The 17989-nt window shown below is 63.1% G+C and carries 19 protein-coding genes; 15 read left to right on the top strand and 4 right to left on the bottom strand.

Translation table 11 applies throughout. The annotated features are described in order from the left end of the window. The first annotated feature begins 37 nt into the window (after positions 1-37). The 8 genes from P3R38_RS19410 (at position 38) to P3R38_RS19375 (ending at position 7971) form a co-directional block, all read left to right on the top strand. Entirely contained in the window at positions 38-1042 is a 1005-nt protein-coding gene (locus P3R38_RS19410; protein ID WP_023382013.1) for a PleD family two-component system response regulator, read from the top strand. Between the two features lie 189 nt (positions 1043-1231). Further along, positions 1232-2327 (top strand): peptide chain release factor 2 gene (gene prfB / locus P3R38_RS19405; RefSeq protein WP_104881346.1). Its coding sequence is split into 2 segments (ribosomal slippage): positions 1232-1303 and positions 1305-2327, totalling 1095 coding nucleotides; the frame shifts between segments, so codons are not numbered across the junction. A 93-nt stretch (positions 2328-2420) separates the two neighbouring features. Beyond that, complete coding sequence (lysS, locus tag P3R38_RS19400) at positions 2421-3923, top strand: lysine--tRNA ligase (protein ID WP_023382011.1); 1503 nt, start codon at positions 2421-2423, stop codon at positions 3921-3923. 144 nt (positions 3924-4067) lie between these two features. Next, complete coding sequence (locus P3R38_RS19395) at positions 4068-4772, top strand: TetR family transcriptional regulator (RefSeq protein ID WP_023382010.1); 705 nt, start codon at positions 4068-4070, stop codon at positions 4770-4772. A 29-nt stretch (positions 4773-4801) separates the two neighbouring features. After that, complete coding sequence (locus P3R38_RS19390) at positions 4802-5350, top strand: hypothetical protein (protein ID WP_023382009.1); 549 nt, start codon at positions 4802-4804, stop codon at positions 5348-5350. A 128-nt stretch (positions 5351-5478) separates the two neighbouring features. After that, positions 5479-6756 (top strand): flavohemoglobin expression-modulating QEGLA motif protein, encoded by a 1278-nt coding sequence (locus P3R38_RS19385; protein WP_023382008.1) that lies wholly within the window; start codon positions 5479-5481, stop codon positions 6754-6756. Then, a complete protein-coding gene (locus tag P3R38_RS19380) occupies positions 6728-7648 on the top strand; it encodes an alpha/beta hydrolase (protein ID WP_027906539.1) in 921 nt (306 codons plus the stop codon). The genes P3R38_RS19385 and P3R38_RS19380 overlap by 29 nt, the downstream gene beginning before the upstream one ends. Continuing rightward, complete coding sequence (locus tag P3R38_RS19375) at positions 7645-7971, top strand: hypothetical protein (protein WP_023382006.1); 327 nt, start codon at positions 7645-7647, stop codon at positions 7969-7971. The genes P3R38_RS19380 and P3R38_RS19375 overlap by 4 nt, the downstream gene beginning before the upstream one ends. Positions 7972-8114: 143 nt before the next feature. On the opposite strand, the gene P3R38_RS19370 is transcribed toward P3R38_RS19375, so the two are convergent. The 3 genes from P3R38_RS19370 to P3R38_RS19360 form a co-directional block, all read right to left on the bottom strand. Beyond that, positions 8115-8903 (bottom strand): OmpA family protein, encoded by a 789-nt coding sequence (locus tag P3R38_RS19370; protein ID WP_023382005.1) that lies wholly within the window; start codon positions 8901-8903, stop codon positions 8115-8117. Between the two features lie 50 nt (positions 8904-8953). Further along, a complete protein-coding gene (locus P3R38_RS19365) occupies positions 8954-9364 on the bottom strand; it encodes a DUF4398 domain-containing protein (RefSeq protein ID WP_023382004.1) in 411 nt (136 codons plus the stop codon). A gap of 255 nt (positions 9365-9619) precedes the next feature. Next, positions 9620-9964, bottom strand: coding sequence for a pilin assembly protein (locus P3R38_RS19360; RefSeq protein WP_277686515.1), 345 nt, complete (start codon positions 9962-9964; stop codon positions 9620-9622). A gap of 171 nt (positions 9965-10135) precedes the next feature. On the opposite strand from P3R38_RS19360, the gene ppc reads away from it, so the two are divergent. The 7 genes from ppc (at position 10136) to P3R38_RS19325 (ending at position 17278) form a co-directional block, all read left to right on the top strand. Then, positions 10136-12763: a phosphoenolpyruvate carboxylase gene (gene ppc, locus P3R38_RS19355; RefSeq protein WP_023382002.1), complete on the top strand. Its 2628-nt coding sequence runs from the start codon at positions 10136-10138 to the stop codon at positions 12761-12763. A gap of 258 nt (positions 12764-13021) precedes the next feature. Further along, positions 13022-13672, top strand: coding sequence for an adenylate kinase (gene adk, locus P3R38_RS19350; protein ID WP_023382001.1), 651 nt, complete (start codon positions 13022-13024; stop codon positions 13670-13672). An 88-nt stretch (positions 13673-13760) separates the two neighbouring features. Beyond that, positions 13761-14435, top strand: coding sequence for a tRNA (adenosine(37)-N6)-threonylcarbamoyltransferase complex dimerization subunit type 1 TsaB (gene tsaB, locus P3R38_RS19345; protein ID WP_027906538.1), 675 nt, complete (start codon positions 13761-13763; stop codon positions 14433-14435). A gap of 130 nt (positions 14436-14565) precedes the next feature. Further along, positions 14566-14850: a hypothetical protein gene (locus P3R38_RS19340; RefSeq protein WP_023381999.1), complete on the top strand. Its 285-nt coding sequence runs from the start codon at positions 14566-14568 to the stop codon at positions 14848-14850. A gap of 3 nt (positions 14851-14853) precedes the next feature. After that, positions 14854-15723, top strand: coding sequence for a DUF72 domain-containing protein (locus tag P3R38_RS19335; RefSeq protein ID WP_027906537.1), 870 nt, complete (start codon positions 14854-14856; stop codon positions 15721-15723). A gap of 28 nt (positions 15724-15751) precedes the next feature. Further along, positions 15752-16582, top strand: a complete 831-nt coding sequence (locus P3R38_RS19330; RefSeq protein WP_023381997.1) for an isocitrate lyase/phosphoenolpyruvate mutase family protein — start codon at positions 15752-15754, stop codon at positions 16580-16582. A 6-nt stretch (positions 16583-16588) separates the two neighbouring features. Continuing rightward, a complete protein-coding gene (locus tag P3R38_RS19325) occupies positions 16589-17278 on the top strand; it encodes an extensin family protein (RefSeq protein ID WP_023381996.1) in 690 nt (229 codons plus the stop codon). 2 nt (positions 17279-17280) lie between these two features. Here the strand turns inward: P3R38_RS19325 and P3R38_RS19320 are convergent, their stop codons facing one another. Further along, positions 17281-17901 (bottom strand): energy transducer TonB, encoded by a 621-nt coding sequence (locus tag P3R38_RS19320; RefSeq protein ID WP_104881348.1) that lies wholly within the window; start codon positions 17899-17901, stop codon positions 17281-17283. Positions 17902-17989 lie beyond the last annotated feature (88 nt).

The raw sequence follows: 17989 nt of genomic DNA, 5'->3' as shown, positions 1-17989 counted from the left end.
TCACGCCGCCTGGCCGGCAGTGACTGGATGATTACGGATGAATGATCTACCGATCGACGGTTTCACGACCACCAACGAAAACTCGGCAATGGTCCTGTTGGTCGACGACCAGGCCATGATCGGCGAGGCGGTGCGTCGTGGCCTGGCCCACGAAGAGAACATCGACTTCCACTTCTGTGCCGATCCGCACCAGGCCGTGGCCCAGGCAGTGCTCATCAAGCCTACGGTGATTCTTCAGGACCTGATCATGCCTGGCCTGGACGGGCTGACCCTGGTGCGCGAATACCGTAGCAATGCAGCGACCCAGGACATCCCGATCATCGTGCTGTCGACCAAGGAAGACCCGCTGGTCAAGAGCGCGGCGTTCGCTGCTGGAGCCAACGATTACCTGGTCAAGCTGCCGGATACCATCGAGCTGGTAGCACGTATTCGCTACCACTCGCGTTCATACCTGACCCTGTTGCAACGAGACGAAGCCTACCGCGCCTTGCGCGTGAGCCAACAGCAACTGCTCGACACCAACCTGATGCTGCAGCGGCTGATGAACTCCGACGGCCTTACCGGCTTGTCCAACCGCCGTCACTTCGATGAGTACCTGGAACTGGAGTGGCGTCGGGCCATGCGTGAACAGCAGCAACTGTCGCTGCTGATGATCGACGTCGACTACTTCAAGGCCTACAACGACAGCTTTGGCCATTTGGCAGGCGATGAGACCCTGCGTCAGGTCGCCGATGCCATCCGGGACTGCTGCTCGCGTCCCTCCGACCTGCCGGCGCGCTATGGTGGCGAAGAGTTTGCCCTGGTGTTGCCCAACACGTCGCCGGGAGGCGCCCGGCTGGTGGCGGAGAAGCTACGCCAGACCATCCTCGGGCTGAATATCCCGCACAGTGCCCCCCACGCCGACTCGGTGCTGACCGTGAGCATTGGCCTGGCAACGCAGACGCCGAGTATCGGCAGTCATTGCCGGCAATTGATCTCGGCGGCGGACAAGGGGTTGTACCTGGCCAAGAACAGCGGTCGCAATCAGGTTGGTATCGCCTGACAGGGCCGCATCGCCGGCAAGCGGGTGCCTGCCGTGGTCGCACCGGGCTTGCTGGCGATAAGACCGTGCAAGCGCTTTACGTCCCCTGGGCCGACACCATTTTCTACCGCCCGGCGGGTCTGCCGCCAGGCTCCAGACTGGGTTATACTCGCGGGCTTTTCACCGAATTCGCACGAGAGCTGCCCGCCCATGGAAATCCAACCGATTCTGAACACCATCAAGGACCTCACCGAGCGTTCCCAGTCCATTCGGGGGTATCTTTGACTACGATCACAAGCATGACCGCCTGATCGAAGTCAACCGCGAGCTGGAAGACCCCAACGTCTGGAACAAGCCTGAGTACGCCCAGGCGCTGGGCCGTGAGCGTGCCATGCTGGCGCAGGTCGTCGAGACCCTGGACAAGATGTCCAACGGCTTGACCGACTGCAAGGACCTGCTGGACATGGCCGTCGAAGAAAATGACGAAGGCGCCGTCAGCGACGTCGTGACCGAGCTGCAAGGCCTGGAAGAAATCCTGGCCCAGCTTGAGTTCCGTCGCATGTTCAGCGGCGAGATGGACATGAACAACGCCTACCTGGACATCCAGGCCGGCTCTGGCGGCACCGAGGCGCAGGACTGGGCCAACATCCTGCTGCGCATGTACCTGCGCTGGGCCGACAAGCGTGGTTTCGATGCCACCATCATCGAGCTTTCCGAAGGTGAGGTCGCCGGCATCAAGGGCGCTACGGTGCACATCAAGGGCGAGTACGCCTTTGGCTGGCTGCGTACCGAGATCGGCGTGCACCGCCTGGTGCGCAAGAGCCCGTTCGACTCCGGTGCCCGTCGCCACACCTCGTTCTCGGCGGTATTCGTCTCGCCCGAGATCGACGACAAGGTCGAGATCGAAATCAACCCGGCCGACCTGCGTATCGACACCTACCGCTCCTCCGGTGCCGGTGGTCAGCACGTCAACACCACCGACTCGGCGGTGCGTATCACTCACGTGCCGACCAACACCGTGGTGGCCTGCCAGAACGAACGCTCCCAGCACGCCAACAAGGACACCGCCATGAAAATGCTGCGGGCCAAGCTGTACGAGCTGGAAATGCAGAAGCGCAATGCCGCTTCGCAGGCGCTGGAAGACAGCAAGTCGGACATCGGCTGGGGCCACCAGATCCGCTCCTACGTGCTGGATGACTCGCGCATCAAGGACCTGCGTACCGGCGTCGAGCGTAGCGACTGCCAGAAGGTCCTGGACGGCGACCTCGACCAGTACCTGGAAGCAAGCCTCAAGCAGGGCCTGTAAACCGCATACCACCGCCGCGATACGAGGCCATCGGCCCGTATCGCGTGCCCTGCCCGACAGGGGCAACGAACACCTGATGGAAAGAATGACGACATGAGCGACCTCAACACCCAACCGCAAGACCTGCAACAGGAAGAAAACGCCCTGATCGCGCTGCGCAAGGAAAAACTTGCCGCCGAGCGCGCCAAAGGCAATGCCTTCCCCAACGACTTCCGCCGCGACAGCTACTGCAACGACCTGCAGAAACAGTACGCGGACAAGACCAAGGAAGAGCTGGAAGCTGCAGCGATTCCGGTCAAGGTGGCAGGCCGCATCATGCTCAACCGTGGCTCGTTCATGGTCATCCAGGACATGACTGGCCGCATCCAGGTCTACGTCAACCGCAAGACCCTGCCGGAAGAAACCCTGGCGGCGGTCAAGACCTGGGACCTGGGCGACATCATCAGCGCCGAAGGCACCCTGGCCCGTTCTGGCAAGGGCGACCTGTACGTGGAAATGACCGATGTGCGCCTGCTGACCAAGTCGCTGCGCCCGCTGCCGGACAAGCACCACGGCTTGACCGACACCGAGCAGCGCTACCGCCAGCGCTACGTCGACCTGATGGTCAACGAAGAAACCCGCCACACCTTCCGCGTTCGTTCGCAGGTGATCTCGCATATCCGCAAGTTCCTCATCGAGCGCGACTTCCTCGAAGTCGAAACGCCGATGCTGCAGACCATTCCGGGCGGCGCTGCGGCCAAGCCGTTCGAAACCCACCACAACGCGCTGGACATGGCCATGTTCCTGCGTATCGCGCCCGAGCTGTACCTCAAGCGCCTGGTGGTCGGTGGCTTCGAGAAAGTCTTCGAGATCAACCGCAACTTCCGTAACGAAGGTGTGTCGACTCGTCACAACCCCGAGTTCACCATGCTCGAGTTCTACCAGGCCTACGCCGACTACCGCGACAACATGGACCTCACCGAGGAACTGTTCCGCGAGCTGGCGCAGCTGGTCCTGGGTTCCACCGATGTGCCGTACGGCGACAAGGTATTCCACTTTGGCGAGCCGTTCGCCCGCCTGTCGGTGTTCGACTCGATCCTCAAGTACAACCCGGAACTCACCGCTGCCGACCTGCAGGACGTCGACCGCGCCCGTGAAATCGCCAAGAAGGCCGGTGCCAAGGTGCTGGGCCACGAAGGCCTGGGCAAACTGCAGGTGATGATTTTCGAAGAGCTGGTCGAGCACAAGCTGGAGCAGCCCCACTTCATCACCGAGTACCCGTTCGAGGTCTCGCCGCTGGCCCGTCGCAACGACCAGAACCCGGCGGTTACCGACCGCTTCGAGCTGTTCATCGGTGGCCGCGAAATCGCCAATGCCTACTCCGAGCTCAATGATGCCGAAGACCAGGCCGAACGCTTCCTGGCCCAGGTGGCCGAGAAGGATGCCGGTGACGACGAAGCCATGCACTACGATGCCGACTTCGTCCGCGCCCTCGAATACGGCATGCCGCCGACCGCGGGCGAAGGTATCGGTATCGACCGCCTGGTGATGTTGCTGACCAACTCGCCGTCTATCCGTGACGTGATCCTGTTCCCGCACATGCGTCCGCAGGCCTGAGTCAATTGAACGAGCCGCCTTTCGAGGCGGCTTTTTCTTGCCTGTACATCCGTATTGGTGGTGCCGGCCGCTTCGCATCCGCAGCCGCGAAGCGTCCGGCACTGACGAAACACTGTTCATGAGGTACCCCCCGTGACACCCGCAATGCCTCACCAGGGCGCCGCCGGCATCGCCACCGCCGTCGCCGAAAGCGTGCAATACCAAGGCCGCAAGACTGCCCGCCAAGGCAGCGAGCAACGCCGCCAGCTGATCCTCGACGCCGCCATGCGGATCGTCGTGCGTGATGGTGTCCGTGGTGTGCGCCACCGGGCGGTAGCCGCCGAGGCGGGTGTGCCGCTATCGGCTACCACCTATTACTTCAAGGATATCGAGGACCTGCTCACCGATACCTTCGCCCAGTACGTCGAGCGAAGTGCCGCCTATATGGCCAAGTTGTGGGCCAATACTGAAGTGCTGCTGCGCCAGTTGGTGGCGCAGGGTGATGGCAGCCTGGAGTCGCGGGCACGGCTGGCCGACGAGGTGGCGCGCATGACCGCCGACTATGTGTCGCGCCAGTTGCTCAACCGCCGAGACTTCCTCATGGCCGAGCAGGCCTTCCGTCAGGAGGCATTGCTGTGCCCGCGTCTGGCCGAGCTGGTCTGTGCCCACGAGCAGATCCTGCTGCATGGCACCCGCCAGCTGCTGCAAGTGGTCGGCTCGCGGCAACCGGAACAGGACGCCCATATGTTGACGGCGATAATCGAGCAGATGGAATATCAGGGCCTGCTCAAGGACGCTGACACGCAGGCCGATGGGCAGATGCTCGCTATGCTTACCCGATACTTGCACCTGGTGTTGGCATCGGGCTGAGCTGAGACCGAACTTTCAAGGAGAACTTGATGAAAGCCTGGCGTGTGGTGTTGTTGACGTTGTCATTCCTGCTGCTGGGCGGTTGTCTGGTGACCTTCCATGAGCCGCTGCCGAGCAACCAGGCGGCGCCCAAGGCCTTGCTCGGCAAATGGAGCAGCAAGGACGCGTGGGGCGAGCCGCTGAAGCTGGTGATCAGCCGCAGTGGTGCCGATGCCTACAAGGCGGTTGCCACTGCGAAGGGCAAGAAACCCGAAGAATATGTGTTCACTGTGTCGCGCCACGGCAACCGCTGGTACCTGTCGGCCGGGGTTCCCAAGCGCCTGGGCGGCAATTTCCTGATCGGCGGTTTCGACATCGTCGATGGCAAGGAGCTGGTGCTTTACAACCTGGACGTCGAGCAGGTGCAGCAGGCGGTCGAGAAGAAGGAGCTGAGTGGGCGCAGCACCGAGGTGCCTGAGGACAATGGTGAGGGCATATTGATCGACAGCCCGTCGGCGCGGGTATTGGCCTACCTGGACGACCCGGCCAACTCCGACCTTTTCGTCGAGGTGGCGCGGTTCCAGCGGGCCGGCAAATAACCGTGTTGGCTGCTTCGCGGCTAAAGCCACTCCTACAGGGATTGCAGTACCTGTGGTGGATTTAGCCGCGAAGAGGCCGGTACAGGCAATGCAAAGGCTTGGCACTCAGTTCCAATAAGGAGTCCCCGGTGGACGAATACCAGCAAACCATCCGCGCCCTGTCCGACCGCATCGTCGCGGCACAGACCCCGATCCGGGTCCTGGACGCGGTGAAGTGGGACGACAGCATCCGCCAAGGCTTTCTCAAGGCCAAGGGCAAGGAGCCGCCGGCCGTCGACCGTGCCTATTACCAGTCCCGCCCTCTGTCGTTCGATTCCAGCGCGGTCAAGGCCGAGTTCCAGAGCATCGAGCGAGATATCACCCGCCAGTTGGGCCAATTCAACCCGGTTGGGCAGATCATGCGGCGCATGTGCAAGGAGTACCGCATGGTGGTGCGCATGCTCGAAGCGCGTGGCACCGAGGATTTCGGTCTGATCTCGCAGGAGCTCTACGGCGCCGCTTCCGACGCCTTCCACGCGGGTGACCCAACCTTGGCCGATCTGGGCCTGATGCTCTCGGACTACCTGAACAACATCGACGGCCGTGGCGACCTCAAGGACGAACCGAAGAACCTTACCGCCAAGGAGGCCGTGGACATCCTCCAGCACCGCCTGAACAAGGTGTTCGGCGAGGCAGAGGAAACCATTCGCGTATTCGAGTCCGACGGTATCGTCGCCGATGCCGCGGCGGGAGCCGACTACATCAAGGTCCGCGCCGACGCCATGTTCAACAGCCGCGATGTGCGCGCGCTGGAAGTTCACGAGGGACTGGTGCATGTGGGCACCACGCTGAACGGTCTCAACCAGCCGATCTGCACCTTCCTGGCCAAGGGCCCGCCCTCGTCGACGGTGACCCAGGAGGGGTTGGCCATCCTCATGGAGGTGATCGCCTTCGCGTCCTACCCCAGCCGGTTGCGCAAGCTGACCAACCGCACCCGGGCCATCCATATGGTCGAGGAGGGGGCGGACTTCTTGCAGGTCTTCGCGTTCTTCCGCGAGCAAGGTTTCGAAATGGCGCAGTGCTACAGCAATGCCAGCCGGGTATTCCGCGGTTCGGTGCCCAATGGCTTGCCATTCACCAAGGACTTGTCCTACCTCAAGGGCTTCATCATGGTTTACAACTACATTCAGTTGGCCGTGAAGAAGGGCAAGCTGGAGCAGATTCCACTGCTGTTCTGCGGCAAGACCACCCTGGAAGACATGCGCACCCTGCGCCAACTGGTCGAAGAAGGCCTGGTGGAGCCCCCCAAATACCTGCCGGAGCAGTTCCGGGACCTGAGTGCGCTGTCGGCCTGGATGTGCTTCTCCAACTTCCTCAACCACCTGAGCCTGGACCGTATTGAAGCCGACTACGCGAACATTCTCTGAATGCTGGCGCCTGCTGGCCCTGAGCGTGCTGCTGGGGCTGGGTGGCTGCAGCAGCCTGCTGTTCTACCCTGAACCAGGGCAGGCGTTCACACCGGCGCGAGCCAAGCTCGACTACCGCGATGTCAGTCTGATGACCTCGGATGGTGTCCGTCTGCACGGTTGGTGGCTGCCGGCCAAGGCCGGTGTCCAGCTCAAGGGCACGGTGCTGCACCTGCACGGCAATGGTGGCAACCTGCCGGGACACCTGGGTGGCAGCTACTGGCTGCCGGAGCAGGGCTACCAGGTACTGATGATTGACTATCGCGGTTACGGCTTATCCGAAGGCAAGCCGTCGTTGCCGGAGGTCTACCTGGACATCGCTGCCGCGATGGCGTGGCTGGACCAGGCTCCCGAGGTGAAGAACAAGCCATTGGTATTGCTGGGCCAGAGCCTCGGCGGAGCGATGGCGATCCATTACCTGGCGGCCCACCCCGAGCAGCAGCAGCGCTTCAGCGCGCTGGTGTTCGACGGCGTGCCGGCCAGTTATCGCGCCGTCGGCCGCTACGCCTTGAGCACTTCATGGATGACCTGGCCGCTGCAGGTGCCACTGTCCTGGCTAGTGCCGGACGGCGACAGTGCGATTCGCTCGGTCGAGCAACTGAGCAGACCGCCGAAGCTGTTCTTCCACAGTATCGATGACAACCTGGTGCCGATGGACAATGGTATTCGCCTGTACCAGCACGCGCCGCCACCGCGGGTCTTGCAGTTGACCCGTGGTGGCCATGTGCAGACCTTCGCCGACCCGGTCTGGCGCCAGGTGATGCTGCGTTTCCTCGACGACCCCAGCCGTTTCAACGGTCTGCGGCGGCTGGCCGAAATACCCAATTACCCTGACGAGAAGAACAAGCAATGAGTGAAGAACGCAACGCCATCCCGCTGATCCTGACCGGCGTCGGCAGCATCATCGTGACGGTGGGGGCCCTCTGGTATTACGGTTACCTGCATTTCGCCAAGCCCGAGGACGCGTTGTTGTTGCAGGACTACACCATGCTCAAGACCGTTCCAGGGGAGGACTACAAGGTTTCCCTGGACCCGGCACCTCAAGTGGCCCAGTGCGTCGATGGGGTGCTGGTGCTGTTCGATACGCAGCAGAAAGGCCTGACCGGCGTGTTGGTGGACAACCGCAAGCGGGCGGTACGCTGCATGGGCGAGGAGACGCCGCAGCAAGCGCAGTGAAAGGAGCGGTTCAAGGGTCAAGCTGCTGCGCAAGCTGTCGCGAAACAGGGCAGTCGCCGCAAGCGAATGATTGTGCAGGCGATGTGGGAGCCTTGCGTCGCGAAAGGGCCGCAAAGCGGCCCCCGCGATCACGTCATTGAAGCTTACTGCACCTGGCTCACCGCCCGCGGCGCCACCGGCTGGTTGTCGTTGGAGATGGTGACCTCTACCCGACGGTTCTGTGCACGCCCGGAGTTGCTGGCGTTGTCCGCAACCGGGTACTCCTTGCCATACCCTTGGGCAACGATGCGCGCCGGATCGACGCCAGCGCGCACCAGTGCCATGCGCACGGCATTGGCGCGCCGTTCCGACAGGCTCTGGTTGTAGCTGGCCGAACCGACGCTGTCGGTGTAACCCTCGACGATCACCTTGCGCTCCGGATTCTCCTGAAGGAACTGGGCCAGTTTGGTGACGTTCGGGTAGGCACTGCTCTTGAGCTCAGCCTTGTTGAAGTCGAACAGCACGTCGCCGAAGGTCACCAACGTGCCACGGTCGGTTTGCTTGGCGTTGAGGCTTTCCTGGAGCTTGGCGATCTGCGCGTCACGGGCATCGAGCTTGGCCTGGGCACGTTGCGCGGCGGCATTCTTCAGCTCGTTTTCGGCCGAGCGCAAGGCGATGGTCTGTTTGGCCACCTCCACACGCTGGTTGGTCAGGTAGGCCAACTGGTCGACCTTCTTGCTGTCTTCACGCTCCATGAACGCCTTGTCGGCCTTGTTCAGCCAGTCCTGGGCGTCCTTGGTTTCCAGGGCCGCCACTTTGCTCGACTGAGGGTCGCTTTGCAAAGAGGAGAAGTTGGTGCGGGCCGACTCCAGGTTCGGGTTCGGGTCGTGGGCGCACGCGGCGAGGCCGACGCTCAGGGCCAGCAGGGTGGGAATCATGATGGCATTGCGCATAGTGTTCTTCCTTTGATCAGTTGCGAAGGCTGGGATTGGCGTAGGCAGGCTCATTGAGCACTGCGCAGGCCTTCCTCACGCACGTCCTGAGCGCCCTGGCGGGCATCCTGTACGGCTTTCTGGGCCTTGGCGGCCTGGGCCTTGCGTTCGGCCACGCGAGCGTCCCACTCGGCCTGCTCGGCCAGGCGCTTGGCCTCGTCGTACTTTTTGTCGTGCATGGCAATTTCCGCCTGCTTGAATTTGTCCTGGGCGGCTTTCATTTCAACTGCGGCGAACTCGGTGCCCCCGGCGCTGACCGCCGAATTCACCGCGGACTGGGTGACGGCGTACTGCTCGGTGGGCGGTTTACCGGCGCATCCGGCCAGGATCAGGCTACCGCCAAGGGCTAGCGCGGCCAGCTTGATTCCACGCACAGGGGTGGATGAGGGGGAGCAGGTGCGGCGCTTCATAGTCAGTTCCATTGGATCACTCCTGTTTACGACGTTGTCCGTAGCAGTCCATCGCTTGTTCCCTGACACGACCGCGTGCTGGCGCCTCACAGTGCACAACCGCAAGTGTGCAGGGTTTTAGCGTGGTGGCTAATGGCTGTGACTTGGGCGTTTTTCGAATAGTTCAGAAAAAATCACCTGGCCCGCTCCTGCAGGCGAGGCAATGCAACTGCAGGAGCCGGCTTGCCGGCGAGAGAGGAGGGCAGGGAGAGGCCAGGGCCCGGAAGGTCAGTTCTTGCCGTTTTTGGCCAAGTCGCTGAGTGCGTGAAGATGATGGCGGGACAGTGCGAGGAAGCGTGGGGTCGGGCCTACGTCTTCGTACAGCGGGTCGCCTTGTTCGTCGGTGGAAATGACCCGCTGGCCCTTCACATAGGGGAGGCTGGCCTCCAGCTCCTCGAGTGCGGCGGCGACCAGCTCGCCGAGCAGTTCCTCGGCCGAGCGTTTGGGGTACATGTCGATCAGCGCAGCCAGACGCGCTTCGGACTCAAGGTCCAAGTGCAGTATGTGGGGCGTTGGGCTCAGGGCGCCTGCTGCATTCTGTTCCCAGTGCTGGACGAGTTCACGGATTTTCATGATCACCTCTTTCTATGCCTTGAAGGACGGCATTGCATCGGACGCTTTGCTCTAACTTTAGTTTGCTTTGCCCGATCGCGGCTTGCCATGGCAGCTCGGCTGTGGGCACTCTTGGTGCCTGTGCTGTTACCTGGGCGAGCGCGCGGGCGAGCCGCGCCAAAGAGAGGGCCAATGACTGATATCGATGTGCGCTTGCGTGAAGATGTCCATCTGTTGGGTGAGCTGCTTGGCGAGACCATTCGTCAGCAGCACGGCGAAGCGTTCTTGCAGAAGATCGAGGACATCCGCCACAGCGCCAAGGCCGATCGCCGCAGCGCTGGGGAGAAGTTGAGCTCGACCCTGGCGGACTTGGCCGACGAAGACCTGCTGCCTGTCGCCCGAGCGTTCAACCAGTTCCTCAACCTGGCCAACATGGCCGAGCAATATCAACTGATTCGACGCCGTGACGCTGACCAGCCAGAGCCGTTCGAGTCGCGCGTATTGCCAGAACTGCTGGCGCGCCTCAAGCAGGCAGGGCACAGCAACGATGCGCTGGCCCGGCAACTGGCCAAGCTGGATATCCAACTGGTGCTCACCGCTCACCCGACCGAGGTTGCCAGGCGTACGCTGATTCAGAAGTACGATGCCATCGCCGGGCAATTGGCCGCCCAGGACCATCGGGACCTTATCCCGGCTGAGCGTCAACAGGTACGCGAGCGCTTGCGCAGGTTGATCGCTGAGGCCTGGCACACCGAAGAAATACGCCGCAGCCGGCCTACGCCGGTGGATGAAGCCAAATGGGGCTTCGCGGTGATCGAACACTCCCTGTGGCAGGCCATTCCCAACCACTTGCGCAAAGTCGATAAAGCGCTGTTCGAGGCCACGGGCTTGCACTTGCCACTGGAGGCGGCGCCGATCCGTTTCGCGTCCTGGATGGGCGGCGACCGGGATGGCAACCCCAACGTCACGGCCAGCGTTACCCGGGAAGTCTTGCTACTGGCTCGCTGGATGGCCGCCGACCTGTTCCTGCGCGACATCGATACCTTGGCCGCCGAACTTTCCATGCAGCAGGCCAGCGCTGCACTGCGTGAACAGGTCGGCGACAGCGCCGAGCCATACCGGGCCTTGCTCAAGCAGTTGCGCGACCGCCTGCGGGCGACCCGAGCCTGGGCCCAGGCCTCGCTGGCCAGCCCGCAGCCGATGCCTGCCGAAGTGCTGGTGGACAACCGCGACCTGATCGCACCGCTGGAACTGTGCTACCAGTCCCTGCATGCGTGCGGCATGGGTGTGATCGCCGACGGTCCGCTGCTCGACAGCCTGCGTCGGGCAGTGACCTTCGGCCTGTTCCTCGGCCGCCTGGACGTGCGCCAGGATGCTGCCCGGCATCGCGATGCGCTGTCGGAAATCACCGACTACCTGGGTCTGGGCAGTTACGCCGAGTGGGATGAAGACCGGCGGATCGAGTTCCTCCAGACCGAACTGAAAAACCGCCGGCCGCTGCTGCCGGCGCATTTCAAGCCCCAGGCCGACACCGCCGAGGTATTGGCCACGTGTCGGGAAGTCGCGGCGGCGCCCGCAGCTTCCTTGGGTTCCTATGTCATCTCCATGGCGGGAGCCGCCTCGGATGTGCTGGCCGTGCAATTGCTGCTCAAGGAAGCTGGCCTGACCCGACCGATGCGTGTGGTGCCGCTGTTCGAGACCCTCGCCGACCTGGATAACGCCGGCCCGGTGATGGAGCGGCTGCTGGGCCTGCCGGGCTATCGCGCCAGCCTGCGCGGCCCGCAGGAAGTGATGATCGGCTATTCCGACTCGGCCAAGGACGCGGGCACTACCGCAGCGGCCTGGGCTCAGTATCGCGCTCAGGAGAACCTGGTGCGTATCTGCCAAGAGCATCAGGTGGAACTGTTGTTGTTCCATGGCCGCGGTGGCACCGTAGGCCGTGGCGGTGGCCCGGCCCACGCGGCGATTCTGTCGCAGCCGCCAGGCTCGGTGGCGGGGCGGTTCCGCACCACTGAACAAGGCGAGATGATCCGTTTCAAGTTCGGTTTGCCAGGCATCGCCGAGCAGAACCTCAACCTTTACCTGGCCGCCGTGCTGGAGGCCACCTTGTTGCCGCCTCCGCCCCCTGAGCCGGCATGGCGCGAGGTGATGGACCAGTTGGCGGCCGATGGCCTCAAGGCTTATCGCGGGGTGGTGCGAGAGAACCCCGATTTCGTCGAATATTTCCGTCAGTCGACGCCAGAGCAGGAGCTGGGGCGCCTGCCGCTGGGCAGTCGCCCGGCCAAGCGCCGCGCCGGCGGTATAGAGAGCTTGCGCGCCATTCCGTGGATCTTCGGTTGGACCCAGACCCGCCTGATGCTGCCTGCCTGGCTGGGGTGGGAGACCGCGCTGACCAATGCCTTGAGCCGTGGCCAGGGCCCGCTGCTGGCGCAGATGCGCGAGCAATGGCCGTTCTTCCGCACCCGTATCGACATGCTGGAGATGGTGTTGGCCAAGGCCGACGCGCAAATTGCCGAGGCCTACGACGAACGTCTAGTGCAACCGCACCTGCTTCCTTTAGGTGCGCACCTGCGCGACCTATTGTCGCAGTCATGCCGGGTCGTACTGGGTTTGACCGGGCAACCGGTGCTACTGGCACACAGCCCCGAGACCCTGGAATTCATCAGCCTGCGCAATACCTACCTGGACCCGCTGCACCGCCTTCAGGCGGAGTTGCTGGCCCGATCGCGCAGCCGTGAAGCCGCTCTGGACAGCCCGTTGGAGCAGGCCTTGCTAGTGACTGTGGCGGGTATCGCCGCGGGCTTGCGCAACACCGGTTGAGGTCTGCAAGCGGCCGTCATGCCCGGGTTACGCCAAGGGGGCATGGCCGGGTGAGGAGGGTGGTTGCGCCGAGCGCAACCGCCTCTTGGGCAGGTCGTACATGGCGCAATCCTGAAACTTTGGGACGCTTGTCTGGCTGCCGGGCGCTGTGTATCTTGAGCAGCCTTTTGACCGATTTCTGGTCAATACCCGATTTTCCGGACTTGGCCCTGGTCGCCGAATCCATTGAATTGCATAGAAAAATATGAGGAGCACAAGATGCGCGTAATTCTGCTGGGAGCTCCCGGGGCCGGTAAAGGTACTCAGGCAAAGTTCATCACCGAGAAGTTCGGTATTCCACAGATCTCCACCGGTGACATGCTGCGTGCCGCCGTCAAGGCCGGTACCCCGCTGGGCCTGGAGCTCAAGAAAGTCATGGATGCCGGCCAGCTGGTCTCCGACGAGCTGATCATCAGCCTGGTCAAGGAGCGCATCGCCCAGCCTGATTGCGCCAAGGGCTGCCTGTTCGACGGTTTCCCGCGCACCATCCCGCAGGCTGAAGCCATGGTTGCCGCCGGTGTCGATATCGACGCCGTGGTTGAAATCGCCGTGGACGACGAAGAAATCGTTGGCCGCATGGCCGGTCGCCGCGTGCACCTGGCTTCGGGCCGCACCTACCACATTCAGTACAACCCGCCGAAAGTGGAAGGCAAAGACGACGTCACTGGCGAAGACCTGATCCAGCGCGACGACGACAAGGAAGAAACCGTGCGTCACCGCCTGTCGGTCTACCACAGCCAGACCAAGCCGCTGGTGGACTTCTACCAGAAGCTGTCGGCCGCCCACAACGGCAAGCCGAAGTACAGCCACATCGAAGGCGTTGGTTCGGTCGAGTCGATCACCGCCAAGGTGCTGGCAGCCCTGAGCTGATCCATCACCGTGCGTCACGACGGCCCGCTTGCGGGCCGTTGTCGTTTATACTGCCGCTCTTTTTCCCCGTTGCCTGGAAACCTGTTCGATGACCACCTTGCTGGCCCTGGATACCGCCACCGAAGCCTGTTCCGTTGCATTGCTGCATGACGGCAAGGTCACCAGCCACTATGAAGTCATCCCCCGCATGCACGCGCAGAAACTGCTGCCGATGATCAAGCAGTTGCTGGCTGAGTCAGGCGTTGCGCTCAATGCTCTGGATGCCATCGCCTTCGGTCGCGGTCCAGGTGCCTTCACCGGTGTGCGCATCGCCATTGGCGTCGTGCAGGGCCTTGCATTCGCCCTGGAGCGCCCGGTATTGCCGGTCTCCAACCTGGCCGCATTGGCCCAGGGCGCTCTGCGCGAGCGCCGTGTGCAGCAAGTGGCAGCCGCCATCGATGCGCGCATGGACGAAGTGTACTGGGGTTGCTACCAGGCCGAGGCCGGCGAAATGCGCCTGGTTGGCCAGGAAGCGGTACTGCCGCCAGAGCGCGTGAGCTTGCCTGAGGGGAGCCGTGGCGAATGGTTCGGCGCAGGTACCGGGTGGGGCTACGCCGAGCGCCTGGCCGTACCGGTCAGCGCCAGCGACGCAGGCGCATTGCCCCATGCATTGGATATTCTCAGCCTTGCCGGTTACGCCTGGGCGCGTGGCGAGGCCATCGCCGCCGAGCAGGCGCAACCGGTCTACTTGCGCGATAATGTGGCTACGCCAAAGGCACGTTGACGGTCGTTCGTCGGTTATCGCGGTTGTCGATAAACCTTTTGTGCGAACTGTGGTCCAGTTATCACTCGAGCATTAGCGATGGATCCCTGATGCTGCTAAATTGCCATCACTGGTCCTGAGTGCTCACTCCATGCGTATCGACGGTTTCTCATCGCAGTCCTATCCGATCAAGCGTGCACCGCGCAAGGCTCCGGTACGCGATGAATCTGTCGACGATGCCGAAGTGATCGAGGAGGCCGTTGACGAGCAGGCGGCCGCACCTCGACGCAATGGCGGCTTGCCCGCCCGTCAACAAGACCTGATCTTCCCCCGTGCCCGAGACCGCCGAACCGCCACTGCGCTGGCCAGTTACCTCAGCACCGCCGGTTTTACCGATTGGGACATGGAAGTACTTGGGCTCGACCTGTACATTTGAGGGATGACGCCCTCACCCCTGCCTTATTTTCTCGGTTGTCCGTCCTGGAGCGAAAACGCCTGGCGCGACTACCTGTATCCCGCCGATGCCAGCAGCGCTGAAATGCTTGGCTACTACAGCCAAGTGTTCAACGCCGTCGAAGGCAACACCACGTTCTATGCTCGCCCTGCGCCCAGCACCCTTGCCCGCTGGGCGCAGGTCATGCCTGAGCACTTTCGTTTCACCGCCAAGTTTCCCAGGGATATCAGCCACGAGGGTGACCTGCGTGACCAGCTCGAGCCTGCCTTGGATTTCACCCGCCTGATGGCTCCGCTGGGCCAGCGCGTATCGCCGTACTGGCTGCAGTTACCAGCCCAGTTCAGCCCCGCGCGGTTGGGCGAGCTGTGCTATTTCCTCGACGAGATTGGCGTACCGGTAGCTGTCGAGGTGCGCAACCTGGCGTTCTTCGCCAAGGGCGAGGAGGAACGGCTGCTCAACCGGCTGTTGCACGAACGTAGTGTCGAGCGCATCTGCCTCGATCCCCGTGCGCTGTTCAGCTGCAACTCCCGGGACCCTGCCGTACTGCACGCGCAGTCGAAAAAGCCCAAGGTGCCGCCACGCCCTGCTGCCTTCAGCCAGCACCCGCAGGTGCGTTTCATCGGCCATCCCCAGCTTGAGGCCAACGAAACGTTCCTTACCCCTTGGGTGGACAAGGTCGCGGTGTGGATCGAGCAAGGGCGCATGCCTTATGTGTTCCTGCACACCTCCGACAATCGCTTGGCCGCGGCGCTGGCGCAACGGTTTCACCAACGGCTGATGGCGCGCCTGCCCGGCCTGCCCGCCTTGCCGGAATTGCCGCGCGCCCCCGAGGTCGAACAACTGGGGCTACTCTGATCACTCGCCGACCCCGGAGGTTATGACCATGGATGTACAGACCCTACGAGCCGAGGCCTTCAAGGCACTGCACGAGCGTGACGGCGCCTTCGTCATCCCTAACCCGTGGGATGCTGGATCCGCCAAGCTGCTGGCCAGCCTTGGCTTCGAGGCATTGGCCACTACCAGTGCGGGCCTGGCCTTCAGCCTGGGGCGACCGGATGCCGAAGGCGCCTTGAGCCTGGATGAGACGCTGGACAACGCCGGTGTGATCGTCGATGCGACGCCTTTGCCGGTGGCCGCCGACTTGGAAAACGGCTTCGGCGATCTGCCCGAGCAGTGTGCCCAGACTATCCTGCGTGCCGCCGAAACAGGTTTGGTCGGTGGTTCGATCGAGGATGCCACTGGCCATGCCGATGCGCCGATCTACGACTTCGAGCTGGCTGTGGCGCGGGTGCGCGCCGCGGTGCAGGCTGCCCGCAGCCTGCCATTCCCCTTCACCCTGTGCGCCCGGGCGGAAAACCTGCTGCACGGGCGCCTGGATCTGGATGACACCGTCCGGCGCCTGCAGGCCTTTGCCGAGGCGGGAGCCGATGTGCTCTATGCGCCGGGACTGCGCACTGTCGATGAAGTGCGTGCCGTGGTACAGGCGGTGGCGCCGAAGCCAGTCAATGTGCTGATGGGGCTGGCGGGTGTGCCGCTGAGCGTCAATCAGCTGCAGGACTTGGGCGTGCGTCGCATCAGCGTTGGCTCGTCACTGGCCCGCGCGGCGCTGGGCGCATTGCAGCGCGCAGCGCTGGAGATTCGCGAGCAAGGCACTTTCAGCTACGGCGAGCAGGCCTTGTCGTTCGCCCAGCTCAACGACCTGTTCCGCCGCTGAGGCGCCATGCGCGCATTGGGGCTGCTGTGCGGCTTGCTGCTGTTGGCGGCGGGCCTCGCCTGGCAGTACGGCTGGCGCCTGCCTGATGCCTGGAACCCCTGGGCTGCGCTGGATGTGCGTCAACCGCCGAACCTGCTGACAGCCTATAAGTTGTCACGCCTGCGCAACGACCCCCGCTTATGCCGCCAAGCGCTGGAGATCTCTGGCTTGCGCTACCGGGCGCAAGCCGACAGCCCGGCGTCGGCCAAATGCCCGCTACAGAACGTGTGGCGCATCGAGCAAGGGCAAGCCCACCTGAGCAGTAGTTTCCTTGCCAGCTGCCCGTTGGCGGTGGCTTACGCGCTGTTCGAGCGCCATGGGCTGCAACCGGCTGCGCAGCGGGTGTTCGGCCAGTCGGTGGTTCGAGTGGAGCACCTTGGCAGCTTCGCTTGCCGCAATGTCTACAACCGCGAACAGGGCCGCCTGAGCCAGCATGCGACGGCCAATGCCCTGGATATCAGCGGTTTTCGCCTACAGGACGGCCAGCGCATCCTGCTGGCGCGAGACTGGCAGGCGGGCGGGCAGAAGAGGGCGTTCCTGGGTCTGGTGCGACAAGCGGCGTGTGACAGTTTCAACACGGTGCTCGGGCCAGACTACAACGCTGCCCACCACAACCACTTTCATCTCGATATGGGGCGCTGGCAGATCTGCCGTTGATTTCAGGCCTGGGCGCGAACGTTGTTCAGCACCACCGGGCGCGCCCAGTGGATATCGAATTCCAGGTCGTTCTGCTGCTGGGCCATGGTCGCATCGTCGTACGGCGTAGGCGCAGGGTCGAGCAGGTCCATCTCGAATTCGGCGATCGGCAGGTGCAGCGGGCGCGGCGAGGGCGCAGGGCCTGGCGCTGGGAGAGGATGGCCCTGGCTCATGACGATAGGGCGCAGCCAGTTGTTGCTGACGTCGAGCTGGCGCTGCTGCTGGATCATTTCGGCGACGCTGAAAGGCTCCGGAGCCGGCTCCAGCAAATGGGCCTCGAGCTCCGCCTTGGGCAGGAACAGCGGCTCGGGCGGCGCGACGATGGTGTCCTGCACCGGGCAGGCGCGCTGGGTTTCGATCAGCGCCAGGGCCTTGGCCCCGCCAATCGGCTCACCGCTGTCTTTGTCGTACTGCACCAACGCCTGGCTGACGCTGTCGGGCTCTTCGGCCTGCTGCTCGGCCATCGCGCGGGCGAAGAAGTCCTGCCACAGGTGGCTGACGCCTCCGAGTGCCTGGGTATTCTGCCGACCGTAGTTGCCGACAGGCGACAGGTAGGTCAAGCCGATGGGAAGAGTATCTGACATGGCAGTCGCGCGCGTTGTGCTCTGGCAGAATAGCGGGATATTGCCTGTATCGGCCGAAGGTGCCGATTCATTAAGGGCTTGGTTTGAT

Origin of the sequence: Pseudomonas sp. NyZ480, assembly GCF_029537255.1 — a bacterium.
In the GTDB taxonomy this organism is placed as follows: Bacteria; Pseudomonadota; Gammaproteobacteria; order Pseudomonadales; family Pseudomonadaceae; genus Aquipseudomonas; species Aquipseudomonas taiwanensis.
Note: the sequence above shows the minus strand (reverse complement) of the source record. Positions and strands in the feature narration are given on the sequence as shown.